At 62.4% G+C, this 18,080-nt stretch carries 18 protein-coding genes and 1 pseudogene; 11 read left to right on the top strand and 8 right to left on the bottom strand.

Annotated features, from left to right (window positions below):
- Positions 1-73 precede the first annotated feature (73 nt).
- Positions 74-265 (top strand): hypothetical protein, encoded by a 192-nt coding sequence (locus BrevBR_RS08235; RefSeq protein ID WP_340000570.1) that lies wholly within the window; start codon positions 74-76, stop codon positions 263-265.
- Here BrevBR_RS08235 and BrevBR_RS08230 read toward each other — a convergent pair.
- Positions 262-969 carry a hypothetical protein gene (locus tag BrevBR_RS08230; RefSeq protein WP_340000569.1) on the bottom strand — a complete coding sequence of 236 codons (708 nt, stop codon included), beginning with the start codon at positions 967-969 and terminating at the stop codon, positions 262-264. The genes BrevBR_RS08235 and BrevBR_RS08230 overlap by 4 nt on opposite strands.
- Before the next feature lie 599 nt (positions 970-1,568).
- Between BrevBR_RS08230 and BrevBR_RS08225 the strand changes: the two genes are divergently transcribed.
- Genes BrevBR_RS08225 through BrevBR_RS08215 form a run of 3 tightly spaced genes read left to right on the top strand, consistent with a single transcriptional unit; the run spans position 1,569 to position 7,229 of the window.
- Complete coding sequence (locus BrevBR_RS08225) at positions 1,569-2,636, top strand: DNA cytosine methyltransferase (RefSeq protein ID WP_340000568.1); 1,068 nt, start codon at positions 1,569-1,571, stop codon at positions 2,634-2,636.
- Entirely contained in the window at positions 2,633-5,668 is a 3,036-nt protein-coding gene (locus BrevBR_RS08220; RefSeq protein ID WP_340000567.1) for an ATP-dependent helicase, read from the top strand. Before BrevBR_RS08225 ends, BrevBR_RS08220 begins: the two co-directional genes overlap by 4 nt.
- Positions 5,655-7,229, top strand: coding sequence for an ATP-dependent nuclease (locus BrevBR_RS08215; protein ID WP_340000566.1), 1,575 nt, complete (start codon positions 5,655-5,657; stop codon positions 7,227-7,229). Before BrevBR_RS08220 ends, BrevBR_RS08215 begins: the two co-directional genes overlap by 14 nt.
- Positions 7,230-7,807: 578 nt before the next feature.
- Here the strand turns inward: BrevBR_RS08215 and BrevBR_RS08210 are convergent.
- Complete coding sequence (locus tag BrevBR_RS08210) at positions 7,808-8,242, bottom strand: helix-turn-helix domain-containing protein (RefSeq protein WP_340000565.1); 435 nt, start codon at positions 8,240-8,242, stop codon at positions 7,808-7,810.
- A gap of 7 nt (positions 8,243-8,249) precedes the next feature.
- On the opposite strand from BrevBR_RS08210, the gene BrevBR_RS08205 reads away from it, so the two are divergent.
- The 4 genes from BrevBR_RS08205 to BrevBR_RS08190 all read left to right on the top strand — a co-directional run bounded on the left by BrevBR_RS08205 (position 8,250) and on the right by BrevBR_RS08190 (position 10,437).
- Entirely contained in the window at positions 8,250-8,843 is a 594-nt protein-coding gene (locus BrevBR_RS08205; RefSeq protein ID WP_340000564.1) for a hypothetical protein, read from the top strand.
- Positions 8,844-8,865: 22 nt separating this feature from the next.
- Complete coding sequence (locus tag BrevBR_RS08200) at positions 8,866-9,288, top strand: hypothetical protein (RefSeq protein WP_340000563.1); 423 nt, start codon at positions 8,866-8,868, stop codon at positions 9,286-9,288.
- Positions 9,289-9,295: 7 nt separating this feature from the next.
- On the top strand, positions 9,296-9,874 hold the full coding sequence (locus BrevBR_RS08195; RefSeq protein WP_340000562.1) for a hypothetical protein: 579 nt from the start codon (positions 9,296-9,298) through the stop codon (positions 9,872-9,874).
- A gap of 86 nt (positions 9,875-9,960) precedes the next feature.
- Positions 9,961-10,437 (top strand): hypothetical protein, encoded by a 477-nt coding sequence (locus BrevBR_RS08190; RefSeq protein WP_340000561.1) that lies wholly within the window; start codon positions 9,961-9,963, stop codon positions 10,435-10,437.
- Between the two features lie 190 nt (positions 10,438-10,627).
- Here the strand turns inward: BrevBR_RS08190 and BrevBR_RS08185 are convergent, their stop codons facing one another.
- The 5 genes from BrevBR_RS08185 to BrevBR_RS08165 all read right to left on the bottom strand — a co-directional run bounded on the left by BrevBR_RS08185 (position 10,628) and on the right by BrevBR_RS08165 (position 13,122).
- Positions 10,628-11,614: a DNA/RNA non-specific endonuclease gene (locus BrevBR_RS08185; RefSeq protein WP_340000560.1), complete on the bottom strand. Its 987-nt coding sequence runs from the start codon at positions 11,612-11,614 to the stop codon at positions 10,628-10,630.
- A 38-nt stretch (positions 11,615-11,652) separates the two neighbouring features.
- Positions 11,653-11,946 carry a hypothetical protein gene (locus BrevBR_RS08180; RefSeq protein ID WP_340000559.1) on the bottom strand — a complete coding sequence of 98 codons (294 nt, stop codon included), beginning with the start codon at positions 11,944-11,946 and terminating at the stop codon, positions 11,653-11,655.
- Positions 11,947-12,013: 67 nt separating this feature from the next.
- Positions 12,014-12,487, bottom strand: a complete 474-nt coding sequence (locus tag BrevBR_RS08175; RefSeq protein WP_340000558.1) for a DUF1353 domain-containing protein — start codon at positions 12,485-12,487, stop codon at positions 12,014-12,016.
- Positions 12,488-12,511: 24 nt separating this feature from the next.
- On the bottom strand, positions 12,512-12,721 hold the full coding sequence (locus BrevBR_RS08170) for a hypothetical protein (RefSeq protein ID WP_340000557.1): 210 nt from the start codon (positions 12,719-12,721) through the stop codon (positions 12,512-12,514).
- Between the two features lie 137 nt (positions 12,722-12,858).
- Entirely contained in the window at positions 12,859-13,122 is a 264-nt protein-coding gene (locus tag BrevBR_RS08165; protein WP_340000556.1) for a hypothetical protein, read from the bottom strand.
- A 162-nt stretch (positions 13,123-13,284) separates the two neighbouring features.
- On the opposite strand from BrevBR_RS08165, the gene BrevBR_RS08160 reads away from it, so the two are divergent.
- The 3 genes from BrevBR_RS08160 (at position 13,285) to BrevBR_RS08150 (ending at position 17,068) form a co-directional block, all read left to right on the top strand.
- Positions 13,285-14,187, top strand: coding sequence for an ArdC family protein (locus BrevBR_RS08160; protein ID WP_340000555.1), 903 nt, complete (start codon positions 13,285-13,287; stop codon positions 14,185-14,187).
- Between the two features lie 107 nt (positions 14,188-14,294).
- Positions 14,295-15,473 carry a type IV secretory system conjugative DNA transfer family protein gene (locus BrevBR_RS08155; protein WP_340000554.1) on the top strand — a complete coding sequence of 393 codons (1,179 nt, stop codon included), beginning with the start codon at positions 14,295-14,297 and terminating at the stop codon, positions 15,471-15,473.
- Between the two features lie 89 nt (positions 15,474-15,562).
- Positions 15,563-17,068: a recombinase family protein gene (locus tag BrevBR_RS08150; protein ID WP_340000553.1), complete on the top strand. Its 1,506-nt coding sequence runs from the start codon at positions 15,563-15,565 to the stop codon at positions 17,066-17,068.
- Here the strand turns inward: BrevBR_RS08150 and BrevBR_RS08145 are convergent.
- Positions 17,026-18,069: pseudogene (locus BrevBR_RS08145) on the bottom strand (YifB family Mg chelatase-like AAA ATPase); the annotation flags it as partial. The gene BrevBR_RS08150 and the pseudogene BrevBR_RS08145 sit on opposite strands and share 43 nt — an antisense overlap.
- Positions 18,070-18,080 lie beyond the last annotated feature (11 nt).

Raw genomic sequence — 18,080 nt, 5'->3', positions numbered from 1 at the left:
CATATCCGCCAGACACCGGGGGAAGCTCCGTTTGGGCGGGTGGCGCCGGCCTGGACCTTGCTACACTGACCCCATGGCCGGACCGAAAATTACGCTGGATACGAACAGCATCCTGAATGTCGCCGACGACGACCACACCACGGCGACGTCGGTGGGGTCGCTTCAGACGCTGATCAACTACGGGCTTTCCGGAAAGGCGGAGATCGCGGCGACGACGCGCGCCGAGGCCGACATCGCCAGGCGCCGTGTCGGAAATCTGCTCTAGTCGTCCTGCGGCTGCGACCGGGACCGGCGAGCCTCGAGAAGATCATGCGCGGGACGGCCCAACCGGACCGCGACGAGCAAGGCGAACACATAGAGCCAGAGAATGCGGGCGTCGCTCATTTGACCGAGCCGCCTGGCCTCCGGGTTGAGCGCCTGCAGCCTTTCTGTGTTTTCGTTGAGCCAGAGAATTTCTTGGCGAACCTTCTCCCAGCCGACGTCCAGAACGACGCCGTCTTGCCCGGCGGACGCGCTCGTCACGGTCGATGCTACGCCGCCCTCTATTCCCGGTATGCGGCTGACAGTCTGGCGGGCGTCGTAACTGCGCACTGCTTGGGTGAGACGTTCATGGGCTCTCGAATTGAGCTGGCAGAACGCGTCGATGTCGCGGTCAGACACTTCAGCCCTGCGTCTCGAAGGGCCTATGCAGTAGATTTCGAGATTGTCGCTGGCCCTATCCCGCCCCCAGGTCACATGCTGCAGGTAGTTGTTGAGTCCGAGCTGCCCGGGCGCCTGGGACGCGTCGTCGAGAAGCCCGATCCCGATGAAGGCCAAGGTGACGGCGCTTGAGGCCACCCAGACGGCGTCCACCCAAGGCCAACTGATGCGGCCACCCCATCGCTGCACGACCAGAAAGACCACCGCGAACCCCGCCGCCACGATCAGCAGTAGAAGGAACGGCACCCACGCGAGCAGATAGTCCGTCATCAGCTCTTCCCCGTCGCTCAGAACCCCGCGGTTGGATTGGCGGCCTGATAATGCGCGGTAATCAAAACCGGCACCGCGGCAGCTCAACGTCCTGCGCTTGGATCCCCGCTTGAGTGCAACTCAACGTCGTTGCTATCCGCCCTCCGCGTCCGGTACGGCTGGCCGCTCTATTTGATGGGGCGGGTAAGGTGCGATGGGTCCACGAAGGTGAAGACCTGAGCGGCCGACCTACCCGCCGGTTGCGATCAACCCTTTGGTCAAATTGAAAGCTGCTCGAGCCAGCATCCGATCAATCCAAAATGCTGGAGTTATCGCCCGCCGGCTCGGCGACTTTGAGCATTTACTGGGCTCGCCGGCAGGCCGGAGACCCGACACTTCCCTTGGAAGGCATGCGACCGACCAAGCGGGGGTTTTTGACGCAAAGGTGTCTTCACTTGGCAGAATGGGCCGCCGCGCAACGCGGTGTACGATCTATTTAAGGCGTCTGCTTGCGGCCAACAATGTATATGGAGGCAAAAATCAACCTCGCGTTGTCTTTCGGATTTGTCGAACCAGCGTAGCTGATTCATAATGCCCTGAGAGGGGTCAGGCGAATCTCAGTGACGAAAGACAAAGGCAGCCAACGCGGCCGACATTGGCCGACCGTGGTGGATCTCTTCAGTGGATCAGGCGCGGTGACGACTGCGCTGAAGCGCAGCCGCTTCCGAGTGGTCGCCGCGGTCGATAATGACCCTATCGCGTGCGCCACTTATCGGCTCAACCATCGTAGTGTCCGGATGTTTCAGCATGACATTCGGAAAGTGGACCCCGCTATAATCCGTAAGTCCTGCCTGAAGGGCGAAGACCTGGACGTGCTCGTGGTTTGCGCGCCTTGTCAGCCATTCAGCAGTCAAAATCGAAAGCGCGGCACTGACCTGCGCTCGACCTTGATCTTGCAGGCTGGCCGGTTCGCCAAGACCCTTCGCCCCCGAATTATATTCTTTGAGAATGTCCCAGGTCTCGCCGCTCGTGACGAGTTATTGGACCAGCTCAAAGAGGAGCTAGGCGAAGATTACATCCTTGGCGATCCAGAGCGGATAGATGCCGCTGACTTCGGCGTGCCGCAGCGTCGCATTCGCTGCATCATGCTTGCGACCCTGAGGGCCACGCCTCCGAAGCTACCCGATCCGATAACTCCAAAGGGCGCGCGCATCGACGTGCGCCAGACCATTGGCCACCTGCGATCACTTAAGGCTGGTGAGGTCGATCTCAAGGACCGACTGCACGCGGCGCGCAAACACCAAGACATTGCTCTTAAGCGCCTTGCGGCAGTCCCGAAGAACGGAGGGAGCCGTTCCTCCCTCCCGCCCGAGTTGGCCTTGGCCTGTCACACCGGACTTGGCACCGGCAAGTTTTCCGACGTCTACGGCCGCATGCGCTGGGACGACGTCGCCCCGACGCTAACCACGGGCTGCACGGATATCACCCGTGGGCGGTTCGCTCATCCCGATGATGACCGAGCAATCACCGCGCGCGAGGCCGCCCTGCTCCAGACTTTCCCCCCCGACTACAAATTCACTGGCAACGGGTCGGAAATCCAAGTGCAGATCGGCAATGCGGTCCCGGTCAAGCTCGTCGAGGCGCTCACTCCCACCTTCCGAAGGGTACTTGCCGAGATTACACGGTGATCACACCCACACCCGCTCAGCAGGAAGCGATCGACCATGTTGGCGGCAATCTGCTAATTGTCGCGTGCGCCGGGAGCGGTAAAACTGAAGCCATTTCTCGCCGGATTGCGCGGATCGTTCGTGACGGAGACGACGGCAAAGCCGATGGGGCGTCAAAAGATGCGATCGTCGCGTTCACTTTCACCGAACACGCTGCTGCGGAGCTGAAAGCCCGTGTTCGGCGCCATCTTGAACTGATCGTCCCCGAAGAACCCTCGCTCGGCGATATGTATGTCGGGACAATTCATTCGTTCTGTCTGCGACTACTCAAGGAGCTTTCGTCCGAATTCCGAAACTGGGAAGTCATGGATGAAGTCCGCCAGGCGGCCCTCATTTCAGCCAACTTCACTCGTTGGGAAGATTCTAATCGTGGCCTCGGCTTGGACCGTCTCCGCGGAGAAACCCGGACGGGAACCTACTGGGAAACCGTTCGACGCTTCACCACCACCCTCAACATCATGCACCAGAAGGGCATAGGGCCCGCCGATCTCGATAACCGTCGGTTAGCCGATGTGGTCGAGCGATATCAGGTTCTGGCCTACGAACGCCCCAACTACTTTGTCGACTTCAACCGAATTATCGATCAACTCATCGAGCGACTGAAGACAAACCCGGCCGATCTCTCGAAGATTCAATCCAAGTTCCGACACATCGTTGTCGATGAATATCAAGACGTCGATGATCGCCAGGAGGAACTGATCCAGCTGCTGTCAGGCTATGGGCGCACGGCAAGCGTCACCGCAGTTGGTGATGACGATCAGGCGCTCTACGGGTTTCGCGGCGCCAGCGTCCACAACATCCTGACCTTCTCGGACCGCTACCCGGATGTCCGCCGTGTCGACCTCGTCGAGAATTTTCGATGCACGCATGCGATCGTTGAAATCGCTGACCAAGCGATCAAGAAAGTGCCCGAGCGCCTAGCCAAGGAGATGTCGGCGCGTCGCCGGAATCCTGCTGGCGAAGTCGTGGAGCGGCTGGCGGATCCTGGCGACATTCAACTGGCCCTGTTGCCCAGCGAAGAGGCCGAAGCGGAATGGGTCGCCGATCGCATCGCAGCGCTGCGTGGAGTCGTCTTCGAAGAGAAAGACGGCACCACGCGGGCCCTCGACTACGCAGATATGGCTATCCTGCTGCGGAGCGTGAAAACTGCTGGCAACACCTTCGCTCGGGTTCTTCGCGACCGCGGGATACCGGTCGTCGTTAGCGGTACTCGAGGCCTCTTCAACAACGACGAAGTTCGACTAATCCAAGCGGCCTTTTGCCTGCTCTCCCGGGCCGATTTCGCCATGCCCGATGATGAAGGCCAGCTCCAGATTCTCAACACTTTGGAAACCCGGGAGTTCGTTCGCGATTGCATAGGGCGACTTCGCCAGCATCAGATGACCACCGCGTCTGCCAGCCATTTCCTTGGCTGGATTGGTTCCAAATTGGAGGAGTTGGATCGTAGGAACCAGAAGCGCGAGGAACGGGGGCGCCTCGCCAAGCGGATTTATCCGCAGGAAATCTTCCAGGAAATGCTGCACGCCTTGGGTAGCCAGGACGGCCCCTGGACGTCTGATGTGATGTTCAACCTAGGCGCCTTCTCCACACTCCTGGCTCAGTTCGAGGCCGTCCATCAGTGGGTGACGCCGTCCAACCTGAAGGGCCTGTGCCTGTTTCTTGGCAACTGGGCCGCCAGCAACGCCGACGAAGGCGGCCTCGATGAAGTCGTTCGTCTCAACTCAGTGCAGATCATGACGGTCCACGCCGCCAAGGGCTTGGAATGGCCGGTCGTGTTTCTGCCCCGCATCTCAAGCTCGAACTTCCCGAGCAGCCGCCGCAATCACGGCCCGGAAACCTTCCTTTCCCCTGGCATTTTCGACCCGTCGGACTATGCGGGCGGCGACGCGGGCGAACGGCGGCTTTGGTACGTAGGTCTGACCCGTTCGGCCAAGTTCCTCAACGTCACCTCGCTCGACCGACCGCGCAAAAAGCCAACCGACTACTACAAGGAAATCCACCACCACATCGTGCGCCGAGACGGAAGCGATCCAACGGTTCGTCAACGCGACGTTCCGCGGCCGCCGGACGACGCCGACATGCTGCCAACGACCTTCTCGGACCTGACCTATTGGTGGCGTTGCCCGCAAGAGTATCAGCTGAGATCACTGATGGGTTTTGGACCCGGCGTCGGCGAGCAGTACGGTTACGGTCAGCAGCTGCACAACATCCTCGCCGAGATTCACGATCTGGCGCGGTCGGGAACGGTTCCGTCCATCGCCGACGTTGAGAAGCTTGTCAGCGACCGGTTTCACCTGCGCTATACGCAAGGCCCGCCGTTGGACGCCCTGAAGGAAGCGGCCCGCAAGGCCTTGGTTCGCTATGTCCAGGAAAATGCCGAGGCACTCAGCCGGACCCATTCCGTCGAGAAGCCCTTCGAGTTCATCGACAAGGAGAGCGGCGCGCTGATCACCGGCGTGGTCGACTTGCTCGAACGGGCCGATCATCTCGCATCCGGCGATAGCCATAGGGAAGCCGTCGGCATCGTCGATTTCAAAGCGCACCGGATTACTTCGCCAGAGCAATTCGATGAGTTGAAACAGCAGGCGGAACGACAGCTGCGCCTCTATGCGCATGCCGTTCAGTACGCCTTTCCCTATCAACCGGCGATCGCGACGGCGCAGCTCATCACGCCGCGTGGGCCCTCCAAGGAGTTGGCCAGTCAGGGCGTTACAGATCGCATCAATGTCGATGTTTCGTCCGACAGTCAGGACGCCGCCTTGGACGAGGTTCGCGCAGCCGTTTCCGGTATTAAGACCAGCCTGAAAACGCAGAACTTCCCTTGTACCGGGCCGATCAACGGCTGGTGCAAGCGCTGCGATTTTAGAACCTTCTGCCCAGGCTTTTCCATCTGGCGCGATCGCAACAAGTCGTCGCCCCCTCCCCCGCCCCCGGCAGAAGAACGGGAGGCCGAGGTCAATGCGGTCATGGAGGAGCAGAATGCCGGGTCTTAGGCTCACTCACGCCGAGCGACGGCTGGGTGAGTTCTGGGACGCGCCTCCCGGAAATTTCCAGCGCCCGTTTCTGCGTCAACTACGGATCGAAGGTGGGCCTGGCCTTCGTGGCATCAATCAAATCGTCGTCTCCTTCCACTATCCGCTGACCGTTGTCTGCGGCCGTAATGGCGTCGGCAAATCCACTGTCTTGGGTCTGGCAGCGTTGTCCGCACGTCCTCCGGCCAACTGGCGGGTCTATTGGGGCAACGCCCGACCCCGCACTCAACCGGATGCCCGAACAAGATACGCGTTCAACGACTTCTTTCATCGCCGACGCGGTGCGCCCCCGATCGAGGGTCTGCGTCTTACATGGGTGTCGATGGACCGAGGCAATGAAGTAGAGATCGTTGAACGTGTCGAGGGCGGTCGCTGGAGGGCGGTCGGGGACGCTGGCCGCCATCGTCGGGCGGGTGATCGTCCAGTTCGCGAGATCGACTTCATCCCCATGGCGCGTGTGTTGCCCGCGATGGAGTATGGCGCGCTGCGAGCTGCATTCAATCGAGCCACAGCGGAGTCAATCGAACCGCTGTCTCCAGATTCTCTCGAGAAGCTCTCCTACATCATGGGCCGGCAGTACACCCAGGCCGAGACCGGTTTCATCCGAGGCTTGGGCTTGGCGTCGGCGACGTCGGGCGCCGCCTATACTGGGTTCGACATGGGCGGCGGTGAAAGCTCGGTCATTGTCCTCTTGTCGCGGCTCCAGGCCATTCCCGTGGGTGGACTGGTCGTGATCGAAGAAATCGAACTCGGCTTGCATGCCGAGGCGCAGATTCGGCTGATCGAAATCCTTCTTGGTTTCTGTGCAGATCGACGGCTGCAGATCATTTGCACGACCCATTCCGAAACGATCATCGACGCTGTTCCCCGCCGTGCACGCATCCTCCTTCGACGAAACGGACAAGAGCACGAGGCGCTCGATAACGTCAGCACCCGGTTCGCTATTCATGAGATGGCCGGCAGGGCCCAACCAGAGCTTCTGGTCTACACAGAGGACACATTTGCCTCGGTGATCGTCGAAGAAGCCATCGCCGGACCCCACCGTACCCGGGTCAGCATCCGGGACGTAGGCAGCAATGCAACCTTGGCCCGGCAATCGATCGCCCACCTTCGCATGAACCCCCAGATCAAGGCTTTAAGCGTCTTTGACGGCGACTGCACCGAGGCCCAGGTCAACGGCTGGCTACGCGACGAACGTGCTGAACGTGAGTTGCACCCTGATTGGCTCATTCTGCCTGGAGATGGGCATCCGCCAGAAGCCTGGCTGGTGGGCGAACTAACCGGCGAGTACCGCGACGCGTTGTGCCGTGAGCTCGCATGCACCGCAGCCATTGCCGACGGCCACATTCAGGCGATGAGCGTCCAGCTGAACCATCACGACAGCGGGTTCGAGCTGGCCCAGCGCACTGGGCAATCTCCGGAAACCGCGCGGCGCATGATTGTTCGCGCCGTTGCTAGGTCTCACCCGGCTCTTCAGCCGCTTCGCGACAAGATCGCGGAAATTCTGGACGGCGCGCGCTAGCTGACAGAGCATCTAGTGGCGTCCGGCCTGCGCCTCGCGATTTACCGCCCAAGACTGGCCATCGCGTGATAAACCGCGCCGAGCTGTAGTCGCTGCCGAAGAGCAGCCTTTCCCAATACCCGCTATGAGTCAAAAGCAGACACCGACCTTCAGCCTCTGCGCGGCTCGCGCCACAACCCGCTCGCCCTTCGCCCTCGCCTCAAGGCGCGAGAGACCGCCCGCCACGCCAACGATGTCCCCTCCCTTGGCGGCGCCATTTCGCGGTCTGTGGTAGAGTCCGAGCATATGAACAAACCATACGAACTATCCGCCCGAGAATGGGCGGAGATTGCAGACCTGCGGGAGGTAGAAGACGCTTGGGGGCTTGAGGACGAAAAGGACCCGGGCAAGTGGCTGTCGGAGGAGGCGTACGGCGTCCGTTTTGACTATCAGACTGACAGTCCCGGATACGTCGGGCCGCTCTATCTGCTGCAAGGCGCAGGAGCGCCAGAGACCAGCCCCATGACTTTTATCCGGACTGAGACGGGGCGTCTGAGGGTGGTCGAGACCGACTAGAAGGCCACCCGTCGATCCAAGCGCTAGGCCTCGGGCTTGTCAGCGAATTTCGCGATCATTTCGTCGAGCATCGTGTGCGGGTCCAGCTCCAGAGCTCGACAAAGCAGGACGAACTCAAGGACGTCGATGCGTCGCTCAACAAGTTCAATTTTGTTCAAGAACGAGACGTGCTTGCCCATGCGGCGCGCTACCTCGCGCTGGGACAAGCCTTTTTCAGTGCGAGCTGTCCGGAGCGTTTCGATAACGGCTCGGTAATTCGGCGAACTGACCCATGACCTCTGCATTCGCCTAACGCCGCTTTCCAACTCAAGCGGTCTTTGGTAAGCGTTCGCATAGAGTGTCCCCATTTTGGGGACACTATCGATTGCCGCGCGGTTTCGCGGCAGGGGGCAGACGATGCGAACATTGACGGTTTTAGGCGCAGCTCTGTTGCTCGCGGGCTGTGCGTCGAGCGGCATGCCCAATATGTCGATCCTGGGCATGCGCGGTCGGCAGGCCCAAGCGCCAACCGAGCACTTCGCGTACCCGCCGGCGTCAAATCGAGATGTGAGCGTGACCGTTGGCGATGTGGTTGGGCATGCCGATCCCGACTTCATTCCCGGCGACCCGAACTGGCTTCAGATCCGGGTGACGATCGCCAACGTGGGCAATCGCACGATCCGGTTCACGGAAGCCAAGGAGCAGCTCGCCGACGGCACCGTCATCGGGTCGGCGCGAACGGCCACCGAACTTCTGAAGCCGCCCAACATGGTGGCGACCACGGCCGGCATCATGGGCGTTGGCGCCGCTGGCATGGTTGTTGGCTCGTTCCTGTTCCCGCCCGCAGCCCTGTTGAGCGGTGCGGCCATCGTCCTCGGCCCCATGTTCATGGCGGACCGCATGGCGAAGACGGTTGAGCGGGTGAACCGCGAAGGCATTCAAGCCGGTCCGATTGCGCCCGGCACGAGCACTTCCGGTCTTCTGTTCGTGCCCGCCGTCACCGGCCAGACCGCCCTACTGGTCTTCTACGAAGTTGGCGGATCGCAGGAATCACTCGTCGTAGAGCGCGCCGCCAACTGATCATTCGACACAGGAGATCCCCATGGGAAAGAGCCTCGGCATCACCGCCTTTGTCCTGCTTCTCATCTCGTTGCCGATCCCGATCTTCGGCAACTACATCAGCCTACTCGCCGTCCTGATCCTCTCCCTCGCGGCGTTCCAGGGTGAGAAGAACTGGGTCGTCATCGTCGACCTCCTCGCCTGGGTGAAGATGTTCCTGCTCTCACCAACTTGGCACGTGATGATGTTCGGCAGCGGCTACATGCGCGGCGTGAACCGGGAGGTGGAGGGGCTCGGCACGGTGGATAGCGCGAGCCGAAGCGTGATGCAGGGCGCGACCAACGATATGGCGGCGCTCAACAACATGATTCTCCTGATCACCGTAGTGATCCTGGCGGCTCCAGTCGGGATCATGGTCTGGCGCTCGCGCGTGCCGACCATTACTGAGCCGGCCGCCGATGCGTAGACCCCTCATGCTCTCCACAAAGCTGGCCGTTGTGGCCGGGGTCTTCTTGATCGGTGCGGCATCGTCCGCGCACGCGCAGGTGACCCGCGGCCCCCATCCCGACACCGTTCTCAGCCGAAACGGCACCCTCATCTGGTACACCGGCCTACTCGACGTCCAAGGGCGCAAATGGCGGGAGATGGACGCAATCTGCCGGGGGGTGCCGGTGCCTCAGATTTCAGGCTGGCGCGCGCCGACCATGGCGGAGCTCCAGACGCTCATGATCGAGGTCCCCCGCGTGAACGCGGTAACGCGCTGGACGGAGCTACATTTCGCCGGAGACGGCGCCATGCTCGCGCCGGCGATCCCGCCGTTTCCGTACGGCGCACGCCAGCACCCGCAGATCTATATCATGTCGCGGGACCTCTTCACCTACGAGGGCCAACCCACCACCCTGGATCGGGTCATTCGCGGGCGGATGTATGTCGTGCACTGGTTCGATCGTTGGACGCACCCATTCCTCAGCCGCGACAGCTCGATCCGGCATGATCCGGGCAACTTCACCTTGGGCAGCCAGGCTCGGCTGCTATGCGTCGCGCCACGGTAGGTCACGGCACCGGTTGAGTTGCGCCCTCGGTTAAGCCGGATTGCCCCCGTTCTCCCCTCCGCCCACATGATAAAATGTGCCGGCGCATGGAGAACTCCTCTGACTACGAACGCCAGAAAACGGCTGCCAAAGATCTTTACAAAAGCACCGGACCGGTTCTTTCGCCCGCCTTGGGCGAGAGAGTTGCGTTCACGGCAGAGGGCTTCAACCATATCCTTTTTCAGGGAAGCCGTAGCGAACGAGAGCGCTCGTCCCAGATCATACGCTTCAAGCTTCTCCCGCGAGCTATTCGGCTCATCGGGCACGCAAACACCTTCCAGGAATTCGAGGAGACGACCCGGGAATACGAGGTGAAGGTCCGAAAGAAGCGGCGGCTGAGAACCAAGCTGGTCCGCTACTGGGGCATCATTGCCATCTTCGAGAAGCGGAAGATCAAGGTCATCCTCCGCAAGATCGGCGACGGCCAGATCCACTTCTGGAGCATCGTGCCGGCCTGGACCACAAACAGGCACCGCGATGTGATGTTCGTCAGCACAATGAAGGGCGATCCGGAGACGGATTGAACGAAAAACACCGCCCGTTTGGGCGGTGTCTATCGTGTGCCTGCCGTCGGCTTAGGATTCAGCCGGAATAGGGCTGACGCCCCACAGGCACGGGTTCAGAGTAGCAAAATTCCGCTGAAACGGCAATGAACCGACGTGGCGGCTGGGGACAGGCCAGGGTGCGAACCGGCTTTCAGCCGGCTCGCACGCCCTAGGGCAACACGAAGACCCGAGGGCTATCCGCGGCAATGGTTGCGCCTGTGGTTCTGCGGCAGGGTGCCGCCACCAAGCTCCTGAAGGACGCGTCCGTTACGTCCCAGAGCGCTGCATCCTCCGCCACACCACTTGACGCGCTGGGAAAGAAATCCGCTCCGGTGAGGCGCTCGACGGCCGCGAGGTTCGTGATGTGGGCGCTCAGGTAATCCACGGCGGCTTGACCATCCACGTCCGTCTGATCGTGCGGCAGGAGAATGGTCAGGGTGTGCAGCCGTTCGTCGCTTCCTTGGCGCGCCAAGATCTTGAAGTAGGCTGACGGCACGGCGACGTTGGTGCGCCCGGACCGAGACCGCATTCTGACGCTGTCGTCGTCTTCGTCCCGCAGCCCGTCCCCGTTCCGATCGAAGACGGCGCCGTTGAAGATATAGACCGGCGTCCCATCCTCGGCCCAATGCCGCTCGAATGTCTCGAGTATCTGCCAGACGCCTCTGTTGAACTGGCAGAACTGCGGCGACATGTTCGACATGATGAAGGTGTTGATGATGGGAATTTGCGCGAACGTCATGTCCGCGTTCGGGACCATGTGCCCTTGGTCGAAGATCGGCTCGTCGTAGTCTGACGGGCGCGAGGCTACCGCTCCGGGGATGCGAGGATCCTGCCTGAAACAGTCGATGCGGCCGCCCTTCAGTTTCTTCAAGCCGAGCACATTGGCTGCCCATATCGGACCCTGCAGGTCATCGTCATATTCGATCACGTAGTCCCGTTGGACCAAGCGCCGTTGGTTTGACGTTTCGGCAGTGACCGGCGCGCCCCACGGAAACACGATTTCGCTCGCAAGATTTCGGTCGCGCTGATTGAGCCAGAGCTGGCGATCCGCCGCCTCGCGCTGTGCGGCGGTGCAATCGGCGGCGTAGCTCACGCTCGGCAGCGCGAAGAGCAGGGCGAGCGCCCCGAAGAACCAGGCAAATCTCGTGGTCGACATGGCGTTCCCCCTGGAAGTCCTGATGGCTGACAACCGTCCTAGTGTGAGCGTCGATAGGCGGTGACCTGCGCTGCGGAGACGTCGCTGGCGAAGCAGAACGGGGCTTCGCCGCCCGGCCGGCTATAGGCGCTGCGACCGCCACAGCGACTGCCGTTGCGCGCAGTGCTGTAGGGGCACGGGCAAGAGCCCGAATAGCTGGCGATCGATTGTCGGATGATCGCCTGTCTGACCTGCGCGTCCGACATGGCCTGCCGGCCCGCTGAAGGCGAGGCGACGGCCAAGACCATCAGAACGGCCAATCCGACGCTCGCTACTGAATGCTTGGTCTTCATGTTCAGCCCCCCTCAAGGCGTCCCCGTGTGTTCGCGTGCCGCTTCATCGCGACGCGGCAATCTCACCTCAGTGTCCCCAGCCCCCTGCGCCGCCCAGCCGTACCGACGACCAGATCACGAACTGCTCCCACTTCCCCACCTTCCGGTCGGCCATGGCCTCCCTCAGGATGTCGTCAGCCTCTTTCCGGGAGTACGGCTTGTCCCGGGTGATGCCGACGTGGTCGTGCCATTCGCCCGTTCCCTTCGTCCAATACAGAAAGTCATGGATGACGGCGGCCTTCGCCCACGGCCCATCCGGCGGATAGAACGTCCAGACCAGCTGCGGCACTGACGCCAGGTCGGTGACGAAGCCCGGAGGGACGACGATCAGCTCCTCGGGATTGTCGCCAACCTGGTATTCAAGGGCCCGCTGAACAGCCCAAAGCGATCTGCCATTGCGGATCGACGGGCCATCCTTGTTGTCGAGTAGAACCAGCACGAGCTTGCCAGCGAAGCGGCCGAAGCGATCAGTTTTGGGTCGTCCTGGAAGCTTGCCTGCCATTAGACGCTCCTCGCTCTTGTAGGCCTAGCCCTTGTGACAGGCAGCGCAGCAGAAGGCGCAGCCGTCCGATGAACGATAGATCGTTTTGGCCTTGGCGACAGCGCCACTGCAGGACGAGTAGTCGCCCAAGTAGGTCTTGCTGGCGATCAGCGGAAACCAGCTGCAGGTCGATACATGGACCTCGTGATCCCCAGACACGGGCTGGGCGTTATCGTTGACGTAATAGGCAGCCATTGGAACCTCCCCCGAGGATGAAACTGCTAGTTTAACGTGTAGTTTTCTCGAACGCTACCGAATTCCCTGGTCGGCGGGGGTGCTCGCGCCGGCGCGTCCTCGGCCAGCGGATCCGCTGAGGCGCGAGGACCGCGGCGCTATTCCCTTGGGTGGGTCTCGGCTTCCGGATTTGGGGGCGGTGTACGCCATGGTGGGTTGGGCGCGCGTGGGAGTTCGTCCGGAGCGGCCGAGCGATCAAGGACGATGCGATACAGCTCCTCCAAACGGTCGGCGAGATCGAGGGCCTCTCCGTCGGAGAGCTTGATATTGAAGGCGTGCTCGTAGCGCTTCTTGAACTCCTCGATCTCATCTGGCGACAGCGGCATGCGACCCATGATCGCCGACGGGAGGCCGTCGAGCACGGCGGCTGTTTGGCGGTGCTGGCGTCGACCTTGGCCGGGCCGCTTTGGCGTCGTGACCGGCGTCTCTCCGCGCGAGAGACTGGCGTCAGATTGCAGCTCCGTTCCCCGGGCGTCCGGGAGCGCCGGAATAGTCCGACGCTCCCCAGCGCCAAGGAGCGAGCAATGCAACCCCCTGTACCTTCGAATGACCGGTTCGACCTGTATCGGACCGTTACCGACAAGATCGTCGCCGCCATCGAGGCCGGCGCCGGCAAGTTCGTCATGCCCTGGCATGTGAGCGCCGCGACCGGCCGGCCGACCAATGCCTTTACCGGGCACGGCTATCGGGGCGTGAACGTCGTGACGCTTTGGGCTGAAGCCGTTGTGTCCGGCTATGGCACCGGATGGTGGGCCAGCTACCGGCAGTGGGAGCGGCTCGGCGCCCAGGTTCGCCGCGGCCAGCGCGGGACGGTGATCGTGTTTTACCGCCACCTGAACACGGCGCCAGCTGAAGAGCTGGATGAGTCAGACCGGTTCCGGCTCATCGCGCGCGCCTCACGGGTCTTCAACCTGGACCAAGTGGCCGGCTGGCAGCCTCCGGACGCTGCTCCGATGGCTACGGTAGACGTCTTGGCCGATGTGGATGCGTTCGTCGCCGCCACCGGGGCGGTGATTGTCCATGGGGGTTCGAGCGCTTGCTATCGACTTGCCCAGGACCGTATCGAGCTTCCTGCTCGCGACCGGTTCAAGGGCTCGCCGACCAGTTCATCGAGCGAAGCCTACTACGGCACCCTGCTCCACGAGCTGACGCACTGGAGCGGTGCGCCCCAACGTCTGAACCGGACCTTTGGCGAACGGTTCGGCGACGATGCCTATGCAGTGGAGGAGCTCGTTGCCGAACTCGGTGCTGCGTTCCTCTGCGCGGACTTGGGGATCGCCAACGAGCCCCGGCCGGATCATGCGGCGTACGTCGCTTCCTGGCTCAAGATTCTGAACGACGACCGCCGCGCCATCTTCACGGCTGCCGCCCGGGCGAACGATGCGGCCATCTACCTGCAGACGTTCAATGATCCGGATACCGACTGACCTGAGGGACCCCGAGATGCTCGGGGTCCTTTCTTAGTGCTTTCGCCGCCAGAAGGGCCGGCTGTAGGTCGTGCGCAGGCCGGTGCTCAGACACACAATAGACGGCGATGACTGACCCTCGCGACCAGCCGTCCTTCTTCGGCGTGTCGAACTTCCACGGGTCGACGAAGCGTGTCGGCATTGCCCAGGCCGATCGCCTGTCGCACCTCTACATCATCGGCAAGACCGGTGTTGGGAAGTCGACCCTGCTCGAGATTTTGCTGCGGCAGGACATAGTCGCCGGTCGCGGTTTTGCGCTGATCGATCCCCATGGCGATCTGGCGGAGCGCGTATGGAAGTGGACGCCCCACGCGCTTCGGGACCGCATCACCTATCTGGACGCACCCAACCCAACACAGCCATTCGGATACAATCCGCTCCGCCGCGTGCGGCCGGAGCGGATTCCCCTCGCGGCTGCCGGCATCTTGGAGACCTTTCGAAAGCAGTGGCCTCAAGCATGGGGCGTGCGCATGGAACATGTGCTCCGGAACGCACTCTACGCGCTCCTGGAGCGCGACGACGCTACCTTGCCGGATATCCTGCGCCTGTTCTCGGACAAGAAGTTCCGGAAAGCTGTGGCGCGAAAGATCGAGAATCCGGTGGTGAAGGAGTTCTGGACGGCGGAATTCGAGAATTATCCCGCCCGTCTACGCGCCGAAGCAGTGGCGCCGATTCAGAACAAGCTCGGCGCTCTCCTAGCCGATCCGACGCTGTTTCGTATCCTCGCAGCTCCGGTGATGGAGGTCCGCCTGCGCGCGCTTATGGATGAGAGTCGCGGGCTGATCGTGAACCTGTCGAAGGGAGAACTCGGGGAAGACGCCTGCATGATCTTGGGCGGCCTCCTCGTCACCACATTAGGGCTGGCAGCATTCAGCCGAGCGAACATCGCCCCCGCCGAACGCCGCCCGTTCTTCATCTACGCCGACGAATTCCAGAACTTCACCACCCTTTCGTTGGTGAACATGATGTCGGAGCTGCGAAAATATGGAGCCGGCCTGACGCTTGCCCATCAACATCTCGGCCAGCTAGATCCAGACCTGCGCAGCGCGGTGTTTGGGAATGCTGGCAGTCTCGTAGTCTTCAGGACCGGCGCGGAAGATGCTCGTTCCCTTGTCCGGGAATTCCAGCCGACCTTCGTGGACCTCGACCTGCTCAATCTGCCTAACCGCACCATCTATTTGAAGCTCATGACGGATGGTGCACCGACCCGGCCCTTCAGCGCGATAGTGAACGGTCTTGGGGCGTGACCCACTGTCCTCGCTGCGCTTGACGGCTTGTCAGCCGCAGGAGTCTACTAGGCCCCAGACCGGTACATTGGCACCAGCGAGGACGGGCCATGAACAAACGCGTCGGTATCTGGCTGAGAGTTTCCACGGAAGATCAGGTGCGCGGCGAAAGTCCGGAGCACCACGAAAAGCGCGCGCGCGGGTACGCAGAAGCGAAAGGCTGGGACGTCGTTGAGGTATTCCGTCTCGACGCCGTCAGCGGCAAATCCGTCATGGCGCACTCGGAGACCCAGCGGATGCTCGGCCTGGTCCGATCACAAGCGATCACCGGCCTAGTATTCTCCAAACTTGCTCGTCTAGCCCGCAATACGCGCGAACTGCTGGAGTTCGCCGAAATCTTCCGCGTCGAAGGTGCCGACCTCGTTTCTCTCCAGGAGTCGATCGATACGAGCTCTCCGGCAGGGCGTCTGTTCTTCACAATGATCGCAGCCATGGCGCAGTGGGAGCGCGAGGAGATCGCAGACCGGGTATCCGCATCCGTGCCGATCCGGGCGAAGCTCGGCAAACCCATCGGCGGCGCTGCGCCCTTCGGCTACCGCTGGCACGAAAAGCGTCTGGTCCCTGATCCAGCCGAGGCTCCGGTGCGCGTTCTCCTTCATGAGCTATTCCGTGAACACCGGCGGAAGAAGGCCGTGGCTCGCATCCTCAACGAGCGGGGCTATCGCACTCGGAACGGTTCGCCCTTCTCCGATACTACCGTCTCCCGGCTCCTTCTCGACCCAACCGCAAAGGGCCTCCATCGCGCGAACTACACGCGCACCGACGATCGTCGGAAAAACTGGAGCCTGAAGCCCGAGAGCGAGTGGGTTTATACGCCCGTAGAAGCCGTCGTCCCGGAGGACCTTTGGGAGGAATGCGCGAGCATCGTGAACGCGGGGAAGGCCGCCGCGAAGCCTGCCACCCGCCGCACCCGACATCTCTTCGCTGGCTTCGCGCACTGCGTCTGTGGAACGAAGATGTACGTTCGATCCGGCTCATCGAAGTACGTCTGTGAGACCTGCCGAACTAAGATCCCCAGCAGCGACCTGGAGGCCATCTATCGCGAACAGCTCCACCACATTCTCGTCTCCCCTGAGGAGGTCGAGGCGCACAATCTGGCCGCGGTCGAGGCCATGCGCGAAAAGCAGCGGCTGATCGAAACAGCCGAAGCCGAACTCAAGCGCATCGCGTCTGACGAACAAGCCCTGTTCGATCTCTACGCTGCCAAGGCGCTTTCAACCGAAGACTTCGGTCGCCGGCATAATCCACTCTCTGCACGCCGCGCCCAGGTGGAGAACGAGTTGCCGCGCCTCCAAGCCGAGCTCGACGTCCTTCGGATCACAGCCGCATCACGCGAAGAAATCCTTGAGGAGGCTCGCGACCTGACCACTCGGTGGGACGACCTTCCTGAGGAAGAGAAACGGCAGATCGTCGAGGCGATCACGGAGCGGATCGTGATCGGCCGTGACGATGTGGAGATCAACCTGCTCCACCTTCCAGAAGCCGGAACACGCGTTGACAAGGCAACACGGCCACAGGGGTTCATGGCGGCCACCAGCTGGAAACGGGCCGGATAGCGGACATGGGCGTTGGCCCGCGCCACAACGATCTCGCCGGTCTCCAGCGGCGCGCGCAGGGAATCCAGCGCCTGGGCCGAATATTCGGGCAGTTCGTCGAGGAACAGCACCCCGTTGTGCGCCAGCGAGGCCTCGCCCGGTTTGGCCTTCAGCCCGCCGCCGGTCAGGGCCGCCATCGAGGCCGAGTGATGCGGCGCGCGGAACGGCCGGGCGCGGGTCAGGGCTCCCCGCTCGATCAGACCGGCCACCGACCAGACCATCGAGGTCTCCAGCAGTTCCTGCGGCGTCAGCGGCGGCAGCAGGCCCGGAAGGCGCGCCGGCATCATCGACTTGCCCGACCCCGGCGGACCGACGAACAGCAGGTTGTGGCCGCCCGCGGCGGCGATCTCCAGCGCCCGCTTGGCGCTCTCCTGACCCTTGACCTCGCGCAGGTCGGGGACCGCCACGCCCGTCCTCACCGGACCAGGTTCGGGCGGCCGCAGCACCTGCGTCCCCTTGAAATGATTGACCAGTCCGATCAGCGACCGCGGGGCGAGGATGTTGACGTCGCCCGCCCACGCCGCCTCGGGTCCGTTGGCCTCCGGACAGATCAGCCCCAGCCCCATGGCCGAGGCCGCCACCGCCGCCGGCAGGGTTCCGCCGACGGGCGCGATCTGTCCGTCCAGATTCAGCTCGCCGACCGCGGCCCATCCGTCGAGGGCATCCGGCGCGATCACCCCCATGGCCGCCAGCAGGGCCAGGGCGATCGGCAGATCGAAATGGCTGCCCTCCTTGGGCAGGTCGGCCGGGGCCAGATTGGCGATGATGCGCCGCGACGGCAGGGCCAGTCCGATGCCGGCGAAGGCGCCGCGCACCCGTTCGCGGCTCTCGGCCACGGCCTTGTCGGGCAGGCCGACGATGGCGAAGACGATCGGCCCGTCGTTGCCGACCAGTTGCACCTCAACGTCGACGCGCCGCGCCTCGACGCCTTCGAATGCGACCGTCACCACCCGAGCCGCCACCGTGTCCTCCC

Source organism: Brevundimonas sp. BR2-1, assembly GCF_037626195.1.
GTDB lineage: Bacteria > Pseudomonadota > Alphaproteobacteria > Caulobacterales > Caulobacteraceae > Brevundimonas.
The sequence above is the reverse complement of the archived record's forward strand: the minus strand, read 5'-3'. Positions and strand labels throughout refer to the sequence as shown.

Excerpts from the sequence above, each read along its gene's own strand:
- BrevBR_RS08235 (WP_340000570.1), top strand. The coding sequence starts at position 74 with ATGGCCGGACCGAAAATTACGCTGGATACGAACAGCATCCTGAATGTC.
- BrevBR_RS08230 (WP_340000569.1), bottom strand. The coding sequence starts at position 969 with ATGACGGACTATCTGCTCGCGTGGGTGCCGTTCCTTCTACTGCTGATC.
- BrevBR_RS08215 (WP_340000566.1), top strand. The coding sequence starts at position 5,655 with ATGCCGGGTCTTAGGCTCACTCACGCCGAGCGACGGCTGGGTGAGTTC.
- BrevBR_RS08210 (WP_340000565.1), bottom strand. The coding sequence starts at position 8,242 with ATGCCGCTCGACGCACAGCCCGCGAGCAACAGAGCTGCGCCTAAAACC.
- BrevBR_RS08205 (WP_340000564.1), top strand. The coding sequence starts at position 8,250 with ATGTCGATCCTGGGCATGCGCGGTCGGCAGGCCCAAGCGCCAACCGAG.
- BrevBR_RS08200 (WP_340000563.1), top strand. The coding sequence starts at position 8,866 with ATGGGAAAGAGCCTCGGCATCACCGCCTTTGTCCTGCTTCTCATCTCG.
- BrevBR_RS08195 (WP_340000562.1), top strand. The coding sequence starts at position 9,296 with ATGCTCTCCACAAAGCTGGCCGTTGTGGCCGGGGTCTTCTTGATCGGT.
- BrevBR_RS08190 (WP_340000561.1), top strand. The coding sequence starts at position 9,961 with ATGGAGAACTCCTCTGACTACGAACGCCAGAAAACGGCTGCCAAAGAT.
- BrevBR_RS08185 (WP_340000560.1), bottom strand. The coding sequence starts at position 11,614 with ATGTCGACCACGAGATTTGCCTGGTTCTTCGGGGCGCTCGCCCTGCTC.
- BrevBR_RS08180 (WP_340000559.1), bottom strand. The coding sequence starts at position 11,946 with ATGAAGACCAAGCATTCAGTAGCGAGCGTCGGATTGGCCGTTCTGATG.
- BrevBR_RS08175 (WP_340000558.1), bottom strand. The coding sequence starts at position 12,487 with ATGGCAGGCAAGCTTCCAGGACGACCCAAAACTGATCGCTTCGGCCGC.
- BrevBR_RS08170 (WP_340000557.1), bottom strand. The coding sequence starts at position 12,721 with ATGGCTGCCTATTACGTCAACGATAACGCCCAGCCCGTGTCTGGGGAT.
- BrevBR_RS08160 (WP_340000555.1), top strand. The coding sequence starts at position 13,285 with ATGCAACCCCCTGTACCTTCGAATGACCGGTTCGACCTGTATCGGACC.
- BrevBR_RS08155 (WP_340000554.1), top strand. The coding sequence starts at position 14,295 with ATGACTGACCCTCGCGACCAGCCGTCCTTCTTCGGCGTGTCGAACTTC.
- BrevBR_RS08150 (WP_340000553.1), top strand. The coding sequence starts at position 15,563 with ATGAACAAACGCGTCGGTATCTGGCTGAGAGTTTCCACGGAAGATCAG.